15 protein-coding genes are annotated in these 15,908 nt (G+C 58.2%); 5 read left to right on the top strand and 10 right to left on the bottom strand.

Annotation, left to right across the window (positions count from 1 at the left end):
- Positions 1 to 46: 46 nt before the first annotated feature.
- The 6 genes from AC5S26_RS20415 to AC5S26_RS20390 all read right to left on the bottom strand — a co-directional run bounded on the left by AC5S26_RS20415 (position 47) and on the right by AC5S26_RS20390 (position 7,198).
- The gene (locus AC5S26_RS20415; RefSeq protein WP_494186783.1) at positions 47 to 1,570 is read right to left on the bottom strand and encodes a glycosyltransferase family 39 protein; all 1,524 of its coding nucleotides are present in this window, start codon (positions 1,568 to 1,570) and stop codon (positions 47 to 49) included.
- Between the two features lie 248 nt (positions 1,571 to 1,818).
- A complete protein-coding gene (locus tag AC5S26_RS20410; RefSeq protein WP_494186782.1) occupies positions 1,819 to 3,300 on the bottom strand; it encodes a serine hydrolase domain-containing protein in 1,482 nt (493 codons plus the stop codon).
- A gap of 342 nt (positions 3,301 to 3,642) precedes the next feature.
- Positions 3,643 to 4,110, bottom strand: a complete 468-nt coding sequence (locus AC5S26_RS20405) for a cupin domain-containing protein (RefSeq protein ID WP_494186781.1) — start codon at positions 4,108 to 4,110, stop codon at positions 3,643 to 3,645.
- A gap of 269 nt (positions 4,111 to 4,379) precedes the next feature.
- Entirely contained in the window at positions 4,380 to 4,877 is a 498-nt protein-coding gene (locus tag AC5S26_RS20400; protein ID WP_494186780.1) for a hypothetical protein, read from the bottom strand.
- Positions 4,878 to 4,895: 18 nt separating this feature from the next.
- Positions 4,896 to 5,867, bottom strand: coding sequence for a carbon-nitrogen hydrolase (locus AC5S26_RS20395; protein ID WP_494186779.1), 972 nt, complete (start codon positions 5,865 to 5,867; stop codon positions 4,896 to 4,898).
- A 269-nt stretch (positions 5,868 to 6,136) separates the two neighbouring features.
- A complete protein-coding gene (locus AC5S26_RS20390; protein ID WP_494186778.1) occupies positions 6,137 to 7,198 on the bottom strand; it encodes an aldo/keto reductase in 1,062 nt (353 codons plus the stop codon).
- A 414-nt stretch (positions 7,199 to 7,612) separates the two neighbouring features.
- Between AC5S26_RS20390 and AC5S26_RS20385 the strand changes: the two genes are divergently transcribed.
- The 4 genes from AC5S26_RS20385 (at position 7,613) to mdh (ending at position 12,835) form a co-directional block, all read left to right on the top strand.
- Positions 7,613 to 9,040, top strand: coding sequence for a glutamine synthetase family protein (locus AC5S26_RS20385; protein ID WP_494186777.1), 1,428 nt, complete (start codon positions 7,613 to 7,615; stop codon positions 9,038 to 9,040).
- A 128-nt stretch (positions 9,041 to 9,168) separates the two neighbouring features.
- Positions 9,169 to 9,948 (top strand): SIMPL domain-containing protein, encoded by a 780-nt coding sequence (locus AC5S26_RS20380; RefSeq protein WP_494186776.1) that lies wholly within the window; start codon positions 9,169 to 9,171, stop codon positions 9,946 to 9,948.
- Between the two features lie 275 nt (positions 9,949 to 10,223).
- Positions 10,224 to 11,627, top strand: a complete 1,404-nt coding sequence (locus AC5S26_RS20375; protein WP_494186775.1) for an NADP-dependent isocitrate dehydrogenase — start codon at positions 10,224 to 10,226, stop codon at positions 11,625 to 11,627.
- 278 nt (positions 11,628 to 11,905) lie between these two features.
- Positions 11,906 to 12,835: a malate dehydrogenase gene (gene mdh, locus AC5S26_RS20370; protein ID WP_494186774.1), complete on the top strand. Its 930-nt coding sequence runs from the start codon at positions 11,906 to 11,908 to the stop codon at positions 12,833 to 12,835.
- A gap of 48 nt (positions 12,836 to 12,883) precedes the next feature.
- On the opposite strand, the gene AC5S26_RS20365 is transcribed toward mdh, so the two are convergent.
- The 4 genes from AC5S26_RS20365 to AC5S26_RS20350 form a co-directional block, all read right to left on the bottom strand.
- Positions 12,884 to 13,189: an SRPBCC domain-containing protein gene (locus AC5S26_RS20365; RefSeq protein ID WP_494187167.1), complete on the bottom strand. Its 306-nt coding sequence runs from the start codon at positions 13,187 to 13,189 to the stop codon at positions 12,884 to 12,886.
- 259 nt (positions 13,190 to 13,448) lie between these two features.
- Complete coding sequence (locus AC5S26_RS20360; RefSeq protein ID WP_494186773.1) at positions 13,449 to 13,970, bottom strand: peptidylprolyl isomerase; 522 nt, start codon at positions 13,968 to 13,970, stop codon at positions 13,449 to 13,451.
- Positions 13,971 to 14,037: 67 nt separating this feature from the next.
- A complete protein-coding gene (locus AC5S26_RS20355; protein WP_494186772.1) occupies positions 14,038 to 14,826 on the bottom strand; it encodes a peptidylprolyl isomerase in 789 nt (262 codons plus the stop codon).
- A gap of 61 nt (positions 14,827 to 14,887) precedes the next feature.
- A complete protein-coding gene (locus AC5S26_RS20350; RefSeq protein WP_494186771.1) occupies positions 14,888 to 15,463 on the bottom strand; it encodes a DUF1440 domain-containing protein in 576 nt (191 codons plus the stop codon).
- Positions 15,464 to 15,579: 116 nt separating this feature from the next.
- Between AC5S26_RS20350 and AC5S26_RS20345 the strand changes: the two genes are divergently transcribed.
- The gene (locus tag AC5S26_RS20345) at positions 15,580 to 15,879 is read left to right on the top strand and encodes a putative quinol monooxygenase (RefSeq protein ID WP_494186770.1); all 300 of its coding nucleotides are present in this window, start codon (positions 15,580 to 15,582) and stop codon (positions 15,877 to 15,879) included.
- Positions 15,880 to 15,908: the final 29 nt, after the last annotated feature.

Here is a 15,908-nt window from a genome sequence, read left to right as displayed (position 1 = left end):
GCTGAACGATTCGAGACGCGACGATGCGAAGAACCTTTGTGCCGAATCAGCGTTGCCGTAGATACAGTCTGTAGCTGTTCGACGGAACGCTTGTGCTGGCCCAGTGAATGGGGTCGGGCGGGTGAACTTCTTTGTAGAGCCTGTAATTGCTGGTGATGAGGCTCGCGAGTTCGGGCCAGCGATTTATCTTGTCGTAGTTGTTTGGGCGGCCGCAATCCTGATTACTCAGGATGAGCACATCGGGTGTGTGAGCGGTCAGAGTCTTCCAGAATTCTTTGCGGTACTGGCGCACGACCGAGTTGTCTTCCGGTTGGAAGAGGTAGCAGTCGTAGAGGAAGCCGGTGCTTTGCTCGAGCTGCATTCGATACAGGGTAGTTATGCATCCGGAGGTGAAGTCGATGCATTGAACCTTTCGGTCCAGCGTGGGGCCTCCGAGTGTCAGCAGGTTTTTTTGCAAGAGCTGGCTGAAGTCGTTAGGGCTGGAGCGCAGAGGAAAGGTTTTTAGAAGGCACTGGGGAGCAAGGATGAGAGAGGTGAAGAGGAGTCCTGCGGCTGCGATGGTGTTGAGAGTCTTTATGGGCGGGCGCTGCTCGAGAGCTCGAGAGAAGCCGAGACAGGCAAGAAGAATAAAAAATGCGTCTGCGGGATAACGGTGGTAGGGCAGGGCCTTTCTTTGCAGGTAAAACGAGGCGAGGCCGGCGAGAAATGCGATGGCTACCAGCTTCTCGGTTGTGCTGAACAGGTCGAGATTTTTCTTATAGCGGATTGCGAGGACAGCCAGCCAGAGGAGAAGCAGAGGGAGAAGAGATGAGGGAAGCGGATGAAAGAGAAAGTAGCTGGTTGGCAGGCGGAGTAACTGGTTGTGGAGTGGGATGAGTCCCGTGGCTGTTTGCCAGAAGAAGTTGAGCGCGTGGATGCGGAGCAGGAAACATACGGCGATTGCCGGAGCGATGAGAAAGGATAGAACGCTGCCGAGGAGGGCTTGTGCTCTCGTCCCTGTTGTCTTCGCACGAAAGTAGATGACGTATGCCAGCATGGCGATCCAGAAAAGAACCGCTGTGGGTTTTATGGTGAACGCGATTCCGGAGCAGAGGCTAGCGAGGACGAGGGGAGATAAGCGATCTCTGCGAAGCGCAGAAGCAAAGAAAGCAGCCGATGCAAGAAGCAGTACGGTCATGACGAGGTCTCGTTGACCGAGCTCGTTCATTCCGTCGCGCCCGTGAATGAGAATGAAGACGGCTCCTGCGAGAACACCGGCGAGGCGGTCATAGGGCCACGCGAGTAGGGTCATTTCAGCGGCGGCGATGAGGCCCAACGCGATGTCGAAGAGGCGCCATGCGAGAGAACCGCCTCCGAAGAGATGAATCACGATCCATTCCACGGCGTAGGTGCCGGGCAAGTTGACATCGACGATGTCGCGGTAGGGGACTCTGCCCCGGTCGATGAGGAAGGTGATGTAGTGGATCAGCGACGCGTCGCCGACCAGGAGCCAGTGAATGGAGGTTATGGAGAAGATAGCGACGCAGAGGATTGCGGCGGATGCACTCAAGCGACGGAGGAACGGGACCATGGGCCTGCTTCTGGGGCGAGCTTCTTTCTTTGAAGAGTATTGTATGGGCGTAGATGCTCTGCTTTTTAGCGGATGTTGGCCATTTTGTGGAGAGCGTACGCCAGGGGCTAAAGCCCCCTATTCTTGCGGGTCAGCTAGAGAGGGCCAAGCCTGAAGGCTTGGCGTACCTAGAAGCTTGTTCGCGCTTTTGCGCGAATGATCCCACACATGCCTGCGGCATGTATGGGGCACCCGGCGTGATACAGCGTTTAGGCGCTGGATGGAGCGTTGAAACGTACGTACTGCGCTCCATTCAGCAGAAGCAGGTGGGCGATACCCTGGATGATGCCATCGAAGGCGACGCGATCCGGCGCATTTGGTATTGAAGCCAGGTAGAACGATCCATCCGTAGCTTGAACGAGAGGCGTTCCGTTCAGATGCAGGACAGAGTCTATTTCGGTGATCCTGATTGCTCCCTTCCAAGGATCGTCGTTGACGTAAAGTCCCCCGTACTTCGAAGACACGGATGCGGGAGTCGAAGTCGTAGCTGGAGTCCTGGGCTTCTCTGCCGCAGGTGGGGGGATCGGGCCGGGAGACGCGGCTCCGGCTATCCGGGCGGCTAGAGCCTGCGTGGCAAATTGGGCAACCGGCATCGGACGGTATCCCAGTTGCGCGTTGATGGATGCGAATGCGGCCACACCGCGGGAAAGATTGAGGTAGATGGCTGACATGAAGCTGACCATGCCACCGGTATGCATCGCGATGTGGTCGCCGTCTGTGATATCAACACCGATGCCGTAGCCGTATCCAGCGTGCGGACCCCACTCTTCGGTGTCGATGTGATGGGCCGTCATGGTCTCAAAGCTCTCTTTGGAGAGGATGCGCGTGCCACTGTCGGTGACGCCGCCGCGCAGCAAGCAGCGAAGATACTTCGCCATGTCGGCGGGTGTGGAGGCGACACAACCGGCGCTGGTGTCCTCGTGGAAGGACGGCGCCTGACGCAACGGATCGAAACGCCGGTAAGGGGTGTCGACGGCGGCGGAGATGTAGCTGATCGATTGCAAGGCCCACTCCGGCCCGCCGAGTGCGGAGCGTGAGGCTGTCATTCCGACGGGACGAAAGATGCGCGCGACGAGAGACTCCTGGTAGGGGCGGCTATCGCACATCTCGACCAGCCGGCCGACCGCATTGAAGGCCATGTTGGAGTAGAAGTACTGTTTGCCTGGAGCATAGCGCTGCTCGTGCGTCCAGAAATTCCGCGGAAAGAAGAGCGATCCACCGTTGGGCATGCCGCTTGAGTGGGTGAGGATGTGATCGAGTGTGACGGGACCGAAGGAGGTCTTCCATGGAAGCCAGGGAAGGTATTCGAGGACGGGGCGATGGAGATCGAGCTTGCCCTCTTCGACCAGTTGCAATACGGCAATTGTCCCCATCGATTTTGAGATGGAACCGATCTGAAACAGGCGATTGGGCTGGAGAGGCTTCTGTTCTTCGAGATTGTCGTAACCGTAGCTGGCCAGATATTCCTGGCCATGCAGATCGGTTAGTGCGAACTGCAGGCCGGGAGCGGCGTTGCGCTGCATGTAGGTCTGGATCTCGCTGTCGAGGCGCGTTCGTAGGGCTGGTGGGATGGTGGAGTGTTCTCTGATGGGGGCGGGATTTTTGGAGGGTGGCCCGGCGGCTGGCAGAGTCTCCGAAGTCCAGAGAAGCGGGGCGGCTCCTGCTGCCTGAAGAAATTTTCTGCGATTCATGAATCAGCCTCCGGCGCTCGCTGGTGTTGTGCGAGTTTTTGATTGCTTGGAGTGGTGCGTGTTAACCGCAGGTCCCGTTCGGCTTCGCTCAGGGCAGGTTCTTCAACTGCGTCTTTGGTTCGCAAAGACTTCGCTCAGGATGACACTTTTTGTGGAGGAAGTGTAGAGATAGTTCGAGGCGGTTCGCGCTTTGCGCGAATGTCCCACTCATGCGATGAAGCTGCATGAATGAGGCACCCGGCGATGGATCAGTTGAATCATCGTCCTGTTTCTGAGGAACGTCCGAGATACTTCTTTCTGCGAGGTCTATTGCAGGGGCCAATTCTTCGTGCCTAGCTGCTTCTACTTTTCTTTGAAGACAAAGTAGGTCGTTGTTGTTCCGGGTGCGACTTTGACCCAGTGCGGTACCCCGGCTGGGATGTGAACAGTGTCGCCGGTGTGGAGAACGATCTCTTTACCACCTTCCATCGAGGGGCCGCGAGTTTCGCCGGGCTGATTGGGGAGACCGTGGCCGCCCTGGATGTTACCCCCGGTGACGAGAATGACGCTTCCTTTGGTGATGACCATCTGGTCGGCCCAACCTTCGTGGAGTTCGGCATCGCCGGTGTGGACGCGGACGATGTAGAGAGTGCGGGCGGAGCCGAAGTCGTCGATTGTATCCATGCTGAAGCCGGTGGGGCCGGCTTTGGCGGCGGTGGTAAGTTTCGCTTCGAGCTTGGCGAGATCAGCGGCGGAGTGGAGTGTGGGGCCGGATTGCGCCAGGAGTGGGGTGGTGAGTGAGGCGAGAAGCAGGAGTCTGGCGAGATGCATGGATTTTCCTCTGGAGTCAGGATGGAGGAATTGTACTGTGAGTGCTTCAGGGGCTAAAGCCCCTCTTCTTCCAATGCTTGAGGGGCTAAGCCTGAAGGCTTGGCGTACCTAGAAGCATGTTCGAGCTTTACTCGCATGTCCCACTCAGGCGATGAGACCGCATGAACGGGGCACCCGGCATGCTTGCGGTATGTATGGGCCACCCGATACCTCGGCTCGAATGTACTATCCAGCGACGATGCGAAGATGGGCCCTCGATTTCGGTGATATCAGCGAGCGGCGATTTGTTTCTGCATCGCGGCAAGGTATTCGCGTTCGAGGCGCAGGTTGCTGGGGCGGGATTCGGGATCGCCGTCGACGGGCATGATGACGATGAACTGCGCTCCATACCAGCTGTAGTTGAAGAGGAGGCTCGCCTGACATGAGTCGCCAGTGGCCTTAAGAGTTAGACGGGCAACTGTGTCCATGCTTGAGTGGGCGTACCAGACGATCGGGTTGGACTTGCGTGTGGTGGGCTCCATATAGGTATGCATGGCGCGACTGGTGGAGACCTTCTTATTGACGGCGTCGTGCAGATCAGAGGTCTTCCCGATGAAGCAGCCCTGACAGTCAGATTGGGGTATGAGGACGATGGATCGTGCGGCGAAAAAGGGTAATGCCGCGTGCTCGACGATGGAGCACGCGGCGGGGAATGTCTGGGTGGCTGGCGTTTCGGCGTGCAGCGCGGAGACGGAGAGCAGTATCGCGAAGGCACCACGGAATCTCATAGTGAGATTTTATTTTTACTAATCCAAGAAGCGTTTGGCGATGCCTTCGTAGGCGTCGATGCGGCGGTCGCGTAGGAAGGGCCAGTGCTGGCGGGTGATCTCGATGAGTTTGGGGTCAAGGTCGGCGATGAGGATTTCCTCTTTGTCGTGGCTGGCCTGCGCGAGGATGCGACCGAAGGGGTCGGCGATGAAGCTTCCGCCCCAGAACTGGAGGCCGGATTGTGGGGTGTGGTCGCCGGGGCCGTGGAGCTCGACTGTGGCGGGGTTGCCGTCGGCTGCTTCTACCTTGAACTTGACGTCGCCGTGCTCGTGGCCTACTCGGTTGACGGCGCAGACGAAGACACCGTTGGCGATGGCGTGGGCGCGCTGGGCGGTCTGCCAGGCGGAGTATTGAGCGTCGCCGAACTCTTCCTTCTCAGAGGGGTGCCAGCCGATGGCGGTGGGGAAGAAGAGGACTTCGGCGCCTTTGAGCGAGGTGAGGCGAGCGCCTTCGGGGTACCACTGATCCCAGCAGACGAGGGTGCCAATGGGGCCGGAGGTGGTTTTGGTGGCTTTGAAGCCGAGGTCGCCGGGGGTGAAGTAGAACTTCTCGTAATAGAGGGGGTCGTCGGGGATGTGCATCTTGCGATACATGTCGGCGATGCGGCCATCCTTTTCGATGGTGACGGCGGTGTTGTGGTAGAGGCCGGGGGCGCGGCGCTCGAAGAGGGAGGCGACGAGGACGACGCCGGTCTCCTGGCAGACGCGGGTGAGGACGTCGGTGGAGGGGCCGGGGATGGACTCGGCGAGGCCGAAGAGGCCGTGGTCTTCGCGCTGGCAGAAGTACTGGGCGCGGAAGAGCTCTGGCAGGCAGACGAGAGTGGCTCCCTGGCGGGCAGCTTCGTAGACGCGTTCGGCGGCCCTGTCGAGGTTGACCTTGGTGTCGGGGTCCATGGACATCTGGATGAGGGCGACGCGCCGGGTGTTTGCGGTTTTGTTGTTCGTGGTCATGGCTGTTCTTTCAAGTTTATAGGCGTTCTTTCGTGGCGTGGACTGCAGGGAGCCAGTGAGGCCGCTTATTTTGCGTGAGGTTAATGTTGGCTGCATGGCCGGGGATACCGACGGGATGACGATGTTCTGCTGCGAAGGTCGAAGGACCTGCGGTTTGCGTTTGTAAATCCCGCATCCCGCAAGGGGACGCAGATCCTTCGACTTCGGCTGCGCCTTCGCTCAGGATGACACTCTATTTGATATCGCGGGCTCTATCAGGACTCAGAGCACTAGTTTTTGTCGGACATGCGCGGTACGGGGCGGGCTACCGGCTCGAGGCGGTTGGCGCTTTGGAAGGGAAGCATCCAGCCGGGATATTCAGGCGGGAGTGCGCTGACTTCGTCGAGCTGCTTGAGCTCGTCCGGCGTGAGCTTCAGGTCGACGGCGGCGATGTTGTCCTCGAGCTGGTCGAGGCGTTTGGCTCCGATGATGATGGAGGTGACGAAGGGTTTCGCCAGGACATAGGCGAGAGAGATGCGCGCGGGGCTGCAGTTATGTGCCTTGGCGATAGGCGCCATGACGTCGAGGATGCGCCAGGCGCGCTCCTTGTCGACGAGGGGAAAGTCGAATTCGGAGCGGCGGGAGTCGGCGGGCTTCTGGTTTTCGCGAGAGAACTTGCCGGAGAGGAGGCCGCCGGCGAGGGGACTCCAGACGAGGAGGCCGGTCTTTTCGGCTTCGAGGAGAGGGACGAAATCGCGTTCGAGGTCCCGGCCAGCGATGGAGTAGTAGGCCTGGAGGGTATCGAAGCGGGCGAGGTTTTTGAACTGGGAGATGCCGAGAGCTTTTGCGATCTTCCATGCCTGCCAGTTGGAGACGCCGATGTAGCGGACTTTGCCGTGCTGGACGAGGGTGTCGAGGGCGCGGAGGGTCTCCTCGATGGGAGTGATGATGTCGTTGCCGTGGATCTGGTAGAGGTCGATGTGGTCGGTCTGGAGGCGGCGGAGGCTGGCTTCGACAGCGTCCATGATGTGGCCGCGGGAGGCTCCAACGTCGTTACGACCGGGGCCGGTGCGGCCGAAGGCCTTGGTGGCGATAACGACGTCGCTGCGAGTGATGTTGAGGTTTTTGAGGGACTGGCCGAGGGTCTTTTCGCTCTCGCCCTCGGAGTAGACATCGGCGGTGTCGAAGAAGTTGATGCCTGCGTCGATGGATGCCTTGACGAGCTCGTCGGCCCCGGCCTGGTCGACGGTGCCGATGGCTCGGAAGAGGCCGGTGCCGCCGTGGAAGGTCATGGTGCCGAAACAGAGAGTCGAGACGAGGAGGCCGGTGTCTCCAAGGGTCTTGTATTGCATGGGGAAGTTCCTTAGGCCGAGAGAGTCGGCAGATGTTGGGTTAGATGGTGTGAGACGAGGAATTGATACATGCGAGCGGCCAGAGACTTGCGGGGTCAATTTTCAGGGAAATGTTTGTCGGTGAATGAGATTTGTACTTTGCGGCAGAGATTGTTTTTCCGCGATTGGAGTCTGCGGCTGGCTTGTGGTTTCGCGAGGCAAACGGAGGCGGAAATGGATGCTGGCGTAGGATGCAGGCCTTAAATCCTGCCATGAAAGGGAAGAGATGTCTTTTTCCCTGTGTAAAATTCTGATACGTTGAACATAGGGTCTTCTGCCCACGACGCCAGCGGATCCATCTCTCATAACCCCCAAAACGATCCTGTCAGCCGACCACGCCAGTCGTGTATCTCATTGCAGAAGGAGCAAAAGACGTTGAGCGAATTTCGTGATTTCCTGGAACTTTCTTACTCAGAACTCGAGGATCTGAACCTGCAGGCCAAGGAGCAGCGCCGGAAGCGCGTTGCTGCCGATGTCATCCAGGAAGAACGACTCAAGTACCTGACCGATGAGCGCCGCATTAAGGCGGTTACGGTGCTGTTCAGCGACCTCGAAGGCCGTCTGCACATGCTGGACTACGACAAGAAGTTCCTGGTGAAGAGCTACGACAACCTTACGTTCGACGGATCGTCGATCCGGGGCTTTACGGCACAGCGCGAGAGCGATCTGCGCCTGGGAATCGATTGGAGCGCGTTCTACTGGGCTCCCGCCGACGTGTTCGGACCGGGCAAAGTCCTGGTGTTCGGCGAGGTGATCGACAAGAACGGCGAAACTTACTCGGCCGATATTCGCGGCGTGCTGAAAGAGTTCTCGAATGAGCTCTTCAACGAGCAGGGTTACACGCTGAATGCGGCCAACGAGATTGAAGGCTTCCTGTTCGAGGGCATCGATGCGGAGCGGAAGTTCCACGAGACGGGCGTGTTTGAGTACGTCAACAAGGGTGGCTACTATCACTCGCTGCCGGGCGACCCGCTGCGTGAGTTTATCGATACGACCGCTGAAGTTCAGCGCGCGATGGGCTTCGAGAATGAGAAGGACCATCCCGAGGTTGCTCCCTCACAGTTTGAGATCAACTACACCTACGGCGAAGTTGTCGCAGCAGCCGACCAGATTCAGCTGTACAAGCTGATCTGCCGCCAGATTGCGACCCAGATGGGTATGACGGCCAGCTTCCTGCCGAAGCCGGTGGTGGGCGTGAACGGATCGGGCATGCACACGAACGTATCGATCACGAAGAACGGCAAGAACCTGTTCTGGGATCCGAAGGGCGAGGAGAAGATCTCCAAGCTGGCGTGGCAGTTCACGGACCGCATTCTGACGCACGGCAACGATATCTGCCTGCTGCTGAATGCGAGCGTAAATGCGTACCGCAGGCTGGACCCGCACTTCGAAGCCCCGAACCAGATCAAGGCTTCGGCGACGGATCGTGGCTCGATGGTCCGGATTCCGATCGGCAACGAAAAGTCGGCTCGCGTTGAGGTTCGCTCGGTAGGACCGGATGCGAATCCCTACCTGGTGCTGTACTCGATCTTCAAGAGCGGCTTGCATGGGGACACCTCGAAGATCAAGAATCTTCGCCAGGCGGAGCGCTACCTTCCGGACAACGTCTACACGGCGCTTGAGCACTTCCGTGGGGCAGACTGGACGACGAAGATGCTGGGAGCCGATGTGAAGGGTCGCTATGCGGACCTGAAGCAGGCTTCGGCTGATCGTTGCGCCCGGTTGCTGGGCACAATTGTGAAGGCTCCTGAAGTGCAGTTCCATCACGATGTTTACAATCAGCTGCTTTGGAACCAGTTCTAAGCTGATTCTGTAATGCAGAAAGAAAAGCCCCGGTCTTGTGCCGGGGCTTTCTTCGTTATGTAGAGTGCGCAGCGTTTGACAAGCTGCCGTGCCTATTGCAATCTGCTCGTGTTATCTGGAGGCATGATTTGGAGACGACACGTGAGAATGCATGGTTGACGCCAGCGGCGGTGTTGGGTGGGTGCCTGTTTCTGGGTCTGGTGCTTGGCGGGTGGTTATTGGGGACGGAGATTAAAGAAACGCGGCTTGCGGATCGTTATGTAACGGTGAAGGGGCTGGTGGAGCGGACGGTGAAGTCTGACAGCGCGGTGTGGCCGGTGACCTTCAAGGAGACAGGAAACGATCTGCAGCAGGTCTATGCGAAGAGCGAGGAGGATCGCGGCGCGGTGCTGAAGTTCTTTACCGCACAGGGTATCGGCGCGCAGGAGATCTCGGTGGGACAGATCCAGGTGACGGATAAGCAGGCCAATGAATATGGCGGCAATAACCAGGGTGGACCGCGGTACATCGTGCAGCAGACGGTGACGGTGAGCTCGAGCGACGTCGATAAGATTTCGAAGGCGGGGCAGAAGACGGCACAGCTGTTACAGGCGGGGATCATTGTGGTTGGAGGGTACGGGCAAGGAATCCGCTACGTGTTCAACGGGCTGAATGCGTTGAAGCCGGACATGATTACGGAGGCGACGAAGAATGCGCGCGCCTCGGCGGACCGGTTTGCGGCGGATTCCGGGAGCGAGGTGGGCTCGATTCGGTCGGCGAATCAGGGAGTGTTTTCGATCTCGGCGGCGGATGCGGGGAGCGGCGGCGGGCCAGGGGAAGAGGGCGGTGGCGGCGGCACGAGCCCTGACGCAAGCATTATGAAGAAGGTCAGGGTGGTGGCTACGGTGGATTATTACCTGGTGAAGTAAAGGGCTTAATTGAGGATTGCGGTTCCAGCTCCGCTCGAGTGTGCCACCTTGGCACGATAAAACTGCCGTGAAGATTGGGCACACGGCACGCTCTTCGACTTCGGCTACGCCTTCGCTCAGGATGACACTTCTTTTTTCTGGCAGCGACACCCGGGTTTTCGAACGGATGTTCCGGCCTAGGTGCGATTATCGTTTTCATCGTGCGAATATTGCCAGAGCTTCTTGGTGAATGATAGTTTGGTTTTCTCATCACCTATATGGGGGACGATTTATTTATGCAGGAAAGCTACAACGGGATTGCGGTGCCCACGGATGGCGCGCCGATTCAGTACGCTAACGGAAAATACACCATTCCTGATAACCCGATTATCCCTTTTATCGAAGGAGATGGCACGGGACGCGACATCTGGAAGGCCTCGCAGCGCGTGTTCGACGCAGCGGTGGAGAAGGCTTATGGCGGCAAGCGCTCGGTGAAGTGGTTTGAGGTGCTGGCCGGCGAGAAGGCATATCGCCAGACGCAAAACTGGCTGCCCGATGACACGGTGAAGGCGACGGTGGACTATCGCGTGTCGATCAAGGGACCCCTGACGACGCCCGTGGGCGGAGGCATTCGTTCGCTGAACGTTGCGCTGCGGCAGTTGATGGATCTGTACCAGTGCGTGCGTCCGGTGAAGTACTATGCGGGCGTGCCGAGCCCGGTGAAACATCCGGAGAAGCTGGACGTGGTGATCTTCCGTGAGAACACCGAAGACATCTATGCCGGTATCGAGTTCCGCGAGGGAACGCCCGAGGCTGCGAAGTTCATCAGCTTTGTGAACGACGAGATGTTGAAGGGCGGCAAGAAAAAGATTCGCACGGATTCGGGCGTGGGCGTGAAGCCGATCTCGATCACGGGCTCGAAGCGGCTGGTGCGTGCGGCCATTCAGTATGCGCTGGATAATAACCGCAAGACGGTGACGCTGGTGCACAAGGGTAACATTCAGAAGTTTACCGAGGGCGCGTTCCGGGAGTGGGGCTACGAGGTTGCGTCCCAGGAGTTCCGTGAGCAGACGGTGACGGAGCGCGAGAGCTGGATTCTGGGGAACCTTGAGACGAATCCGAAGCTGACACCAGAGGAGAATGCTGCACTGATCGAGCCGGGAATCGAGTTTGCCGCGAAGGAGTTTGGCGAAGGAGTTGTAGCCGAGGTGAAGCAGGTGATCGCTTCGATTGGCGCTTCGCATGGCGACGGCAAGTGGAAGAAGAAGATCCTGGTCAATGACCGGATTGCTGACTCGATCTTCCAGCAGATTATTCTGCGGCCGGAGGACTACAGCGTTCTGGCGACGACGAATCTGAATGGCGATTACATCTCGGATGCTGCTGCGGCCCAGGTGGGCGGACTTGGAATTGCTCCGGGCGGAAACATCGGCGATGGATATGCCGTGTTCGAAGCGACGCATGGGACAGCTCCTAAGTATGCGGACAAGGATGTGATCAATCCGGGTTCGGTGATTCTGTCAGGCGTGATGCTGTTCGACTTCATGGGATGGACGGAGGCTGCGCGTCTGATCGAGAAGTCGATGGAGACGACGATCGCACAGAAGTTCGTCACGTACGACTTCGAGCGCGGGATGCAGGGTGCGACGAAGGCGAAGACGAGCGAGTTTGCCAGCCGCATGATCGAGAACATGGGCTAGCCACCGTCGTTCGAACACTGAGTGACTGCAAGGACCTGCGAGTTCTAAAAACCGCAGGTCCCGTTCGACTTCGCTCAGGGCAGGCTCTTCGACTTTGGGCGATGAGACGTTTCTAGAAATATCGCGGGTATCCCCTCGTAAATCGATATCCGCACGGAAATGACGAATATCGTGCCAGCCGTTGTTGGGGCAAAGTATCATGGATGGCAAAGATGCATGGTCTTTTGACTGCATCTCGAAGGCGACACACGCCAAATTTTCTGGAGAGTTCACCCATCATGCGGAAGAAAGTTACTATCGTCGGAGCCGGCAATGTCGGCGCTACAGCAGCTCATTGGATCGCTTCGAAGGAGCTTGCGGATGTTGTGTTGATCGATGTTGTCGAAGGCGTGCCGCAGGGTAAGGGGCTGGACCTGTTGGAGGCACTCCCGATTGAGAAGCGCGATGTATCTGTGATCGGAACAAACGACTACGCGGATACGGCGAATTCGGACATCGTGGTGATCACCGCCGGTATCGCTCGCAAGCCGGGCATGAGCCGCGATGACTTGTTGAACACGAACTTCAACATCATGAGCGATGTTGCCGGTAAGGCCCTTGCGGCTTCGCCGAATGCGATCTTCATCATCGTCTCAAACCCTCTGGATGCGATGGCGCAGACCGCGTTCAAGAAGCTGGGGATTCCGCGTGAACGCGTGATCGGCATGGCCGGTGTGCTGGATTCGGCCCGCTTCCGGACGTTTATCGCGGAGGAGCTGAAGGTCTCGGTAGAGAACGTGACGGCGTTTGTACTGGGCGGACACGGTGACACCATGGTTCCGCTGTCTCGCTACTCGACGGTTGCGGGAATTCCGATTACGGAGCTGATCGAGCCTGCGCGCTTGAAGGAGCTTGAGACGCGCACAGCCAATGGTGGTGCGGAGATCGTGAAGCACCTGAAGACGGGTTCGGCGTACTATGCTCCGTCGGCTGCTGCGGTGGAGATGGTCGAGGCGATCCTGAAGGACAAGAAGAAGATTCTTCCGTGCGCCGCTTATCTTGAGGGCGAATATGGCATCAAGGGGCTGTATGTCGGCGTACCCTGCAAGCTCGGATCGAAGGGGCTGGAACAGATTATCGAGATCAAGCTGACCGCCGATGAGCAGGCTGCGCTGAACAAGAGCGCGGATGCGGTGAAGGAGCTTTGCACTGTGATCGGCGTGGCGTAAGAGGCTGCAGCTACAAATCGAAAAGGTCCGCTCACTGAGCGGGCCTTTTTAGTGTCCCTCTATAAAGCTCTTCAATATTTCGAGTGTGGCGTTCCAATAGAAGACTGAATGCTTATAAATGGCTTCCGTTGGAAAATTGCTCAATGTGAATGCGAGGATTGTCCGATCTTCTACGGATGTCAATTTAAACTCAAGCACAGAATAGTTGGAAGGTTGATCGGGCAGTCGAGATAGCGAACTCAAATGGCTGTACTGGAGCATCTTTTCAGGCGTGAACTGTAGAACTGCGCCGGTGTTTTCAAAAGAAGTGCCATGCAGGGAGTGGATGTCAGAAACAGAACTGAATGTGATCACAGACTGGAAGGTCGGAAATTTCAATACTCATCTCTGGGAACCCTTCATTCGTTCAGGACGGGTGAGAGCATCCCAGACCTTTGAAGGCGCAGATTTAATCAAGATTTCCTTGTGAAATACTTTGGGTGTTTGTGTTTCCTGATTGATCATTCGATCGCCGTCTTCGATACTGCGAATATTCCTGCCAATCATGGGAAGCTTCGAGATATCAAGAAAGAGCCCGCCAGTGTAGGCGGGCTCTTTTCGGTTCAAAGCTGAACTAAGCTACGCGCTCGATGGTGACGGACTCGAGGACGACGGGAGTCTTGGGGCGATCCATGCCGTCGCGGGAGACCTTGGAGATCTTCTCGACGATGTCGTAGCCTTCGACGACTTCACCGAAGATGGTGTGCTTGCCGGTGAGCCAGCCTGTAGGAGCGACGGTGATGAAGAACTGCGAGCCGTTGGTGTTGGGGCCGGCGTTGGCCATGGCGAGCTTACCCTTCTCCTGGAAGCCATGCTTGGAGCCACGGGTCTCGTCGGCGAACTTGTAGCCGGGGCCGCCCATGCCGGTTCCTTCGGGGTCGCCGCCCTGGATCATGAACTCAGGAATGACGCGATGGAAGACGGTTCCGTCGTAGAGCTTGTCGCCCTTCTTGCTGCGGCTCTCCCACTGCTTGGTTCCCTCGGCGAGGCCGATGAAGTTCGCGACAGTCTCGGGAGCGTCCTTCTCGAAGAGCTCGGTGACGATGGTGCCCTCGGACGTCTTGAATGTTGCGTAGGTGCCTGGCTTTCTTGCCATGTTTTTCTCCTTTAAAGAATCGGACGTTGTGATTGAGGCCCTTCGAAGAGGATGAAGGGACAAAGAATTATTGAGGTGGTGCGGCTGGGGCAGCGGGGGCCGGAGGGAGTGCTGGCTCCGGAGGCATGGGCTGACCGTCGCGAACGATGGTGATCTTGTTGATGACGACGGGGGTGTTCGGCTTGTCGTTCTCGTCGCGTGGCACGCGGGCAATGGAAGAGACGAGCAGAACGGTGTGTGAGTCGCACTGACCGAAGATGGTGTGCTTGCCGTCGAGCTGCTGGACGGGAGCTTCGGTGATGAAGAACTGCGAGCCGTTGGTGCTGGGGCCGGAGTTGGCCATGGCAAGGCGTCCGGGCTCGTCGAAGGTGAGGGTGGGGTCGAACTCGTCTTTGAAGAGATAGCCGGGGTCGCCTCGGCCGTCGCCCAGCTTGTCGCCACCCTGAATCATGAAGCCGGGAATGACACGATGGAAGGTGGTGCCGTTGTAGAAGGGCTGGCCGTGAACCTTCTGAAGAGTCTTCGGGTCGGTCCAGTCCTTGGAGCCATCGGAGAGGCCGATGAAGTTAGCTACCGTTACAGGAGCCTGGGTGTCGTAGAGCTTGCAGGTAAGGCGCCCCATGGTGGTGTCGATGACGGCGGTGGGGCCGGTGGGGGTGACAGGAGCTTTTGCCTGGCTGGCGGCGCTGGGGGCATCGGGAAGGGCATCGGATGCCGGGGTGGATGGGGTTTGCGGGGGGGCGGGCGGTGTCGACGGTGACGGGGCCGCCGGCGGTTGAGGCGGCGCTGGCTGAGATTGAGCCAGGGCCGAACCGCTGCCAAGGGCCAGGGTAAGTACCAGAAGACGAAGCGTCATGCGTAGCTTAACTCCATAGAACAGGCTATCTCAGACGCTCTGTTGGAGCAATTCGCGAAGATCACATAAGGCGGCGCAGCAGGCTGCGAACGAGCTCGAGCGAGCCGCCATAGACAACGTGCGCGGCCCAATGCTGGAGGTGGTCGGTACCGGGAGTTTCGGCCGGCGAAGGAGCCAGCTGGAAGGCAGGGACGGCGACTTCGTCGGCGCAGAGGAAAAGAAGAGTGCCATAGGCAGTTCCGCCGCCGGTGGTGACTTCCGGCACGAGCTCGGCAGCGACACCATAAACGGCTCCCATGAGAGTCCCGAAGGCGTAGTGAACAGCCTGCCCGGCTTTTTTCTTATCGTGCTCTGCAAGATCTTTTCCGGTGGCTTCGGCAATCTTGCGAGCTACTTTTTCGGTAGAATCCTCGTGCTGTGCCGCTTCCTCGGCCTTCTGCTGCTGGTCGCGTTCGATGGCTTCTTTGGATTCATGGTGCGCGAGCCGGTACTGTTTCTCGGCGGCCTTCTGGCCAGCTGAGGTGAGCTTCTGGAACTGGTCCATGATGAGGGTTGCGGCAATTCCCGCAGCGATACCAGTAACCACTCCGCGAACTACGTTGGGATGATGCCTGCGCCGGAACCATTTTTTAACCAATCTGCACCTCGCTTCGTGAAGTTTGCGAAATCTTTACAAGAGTGTGATGCCGATTCGGGGAAAGGCGCGTGACCAGAGAAGAGGTATAGCATCCAACCACTAAGGAGAATCGACCGATGCCGAAGTTTGCACTTTACGTCCCGCTCAAAGCGAAGCCGGGGAAAGAGACGGAGCTGAAAGAGTTTTTGAAACAGGGAGCGCAGATGGCGGCTCAGGAGCCCGGCACCTCGACCTGGTACGCCCTGGATGAGGGAGACGGCCGATTCAGCATCTTCGATACGTTCGAGGACGAGGCTGGCCGAGACGCCCATCTGAACGGACCGATCGCGAAGGCGCTGATGGACAAGGCGGGCGAGCTGCTTGCGGATCCGCCGCAGATCAATAAGATCGGCGTACTGGCGACGAAGGGAAACTGACTTTTTAAAGTGGGTGGACTGCAGGGACG

The organism is Edaphobacter sp. FHG110511_03, from assembly GCF_059115365.1.
This window is presented reverse-complemented; position numbering and strand designations above follow the sequence as displayed.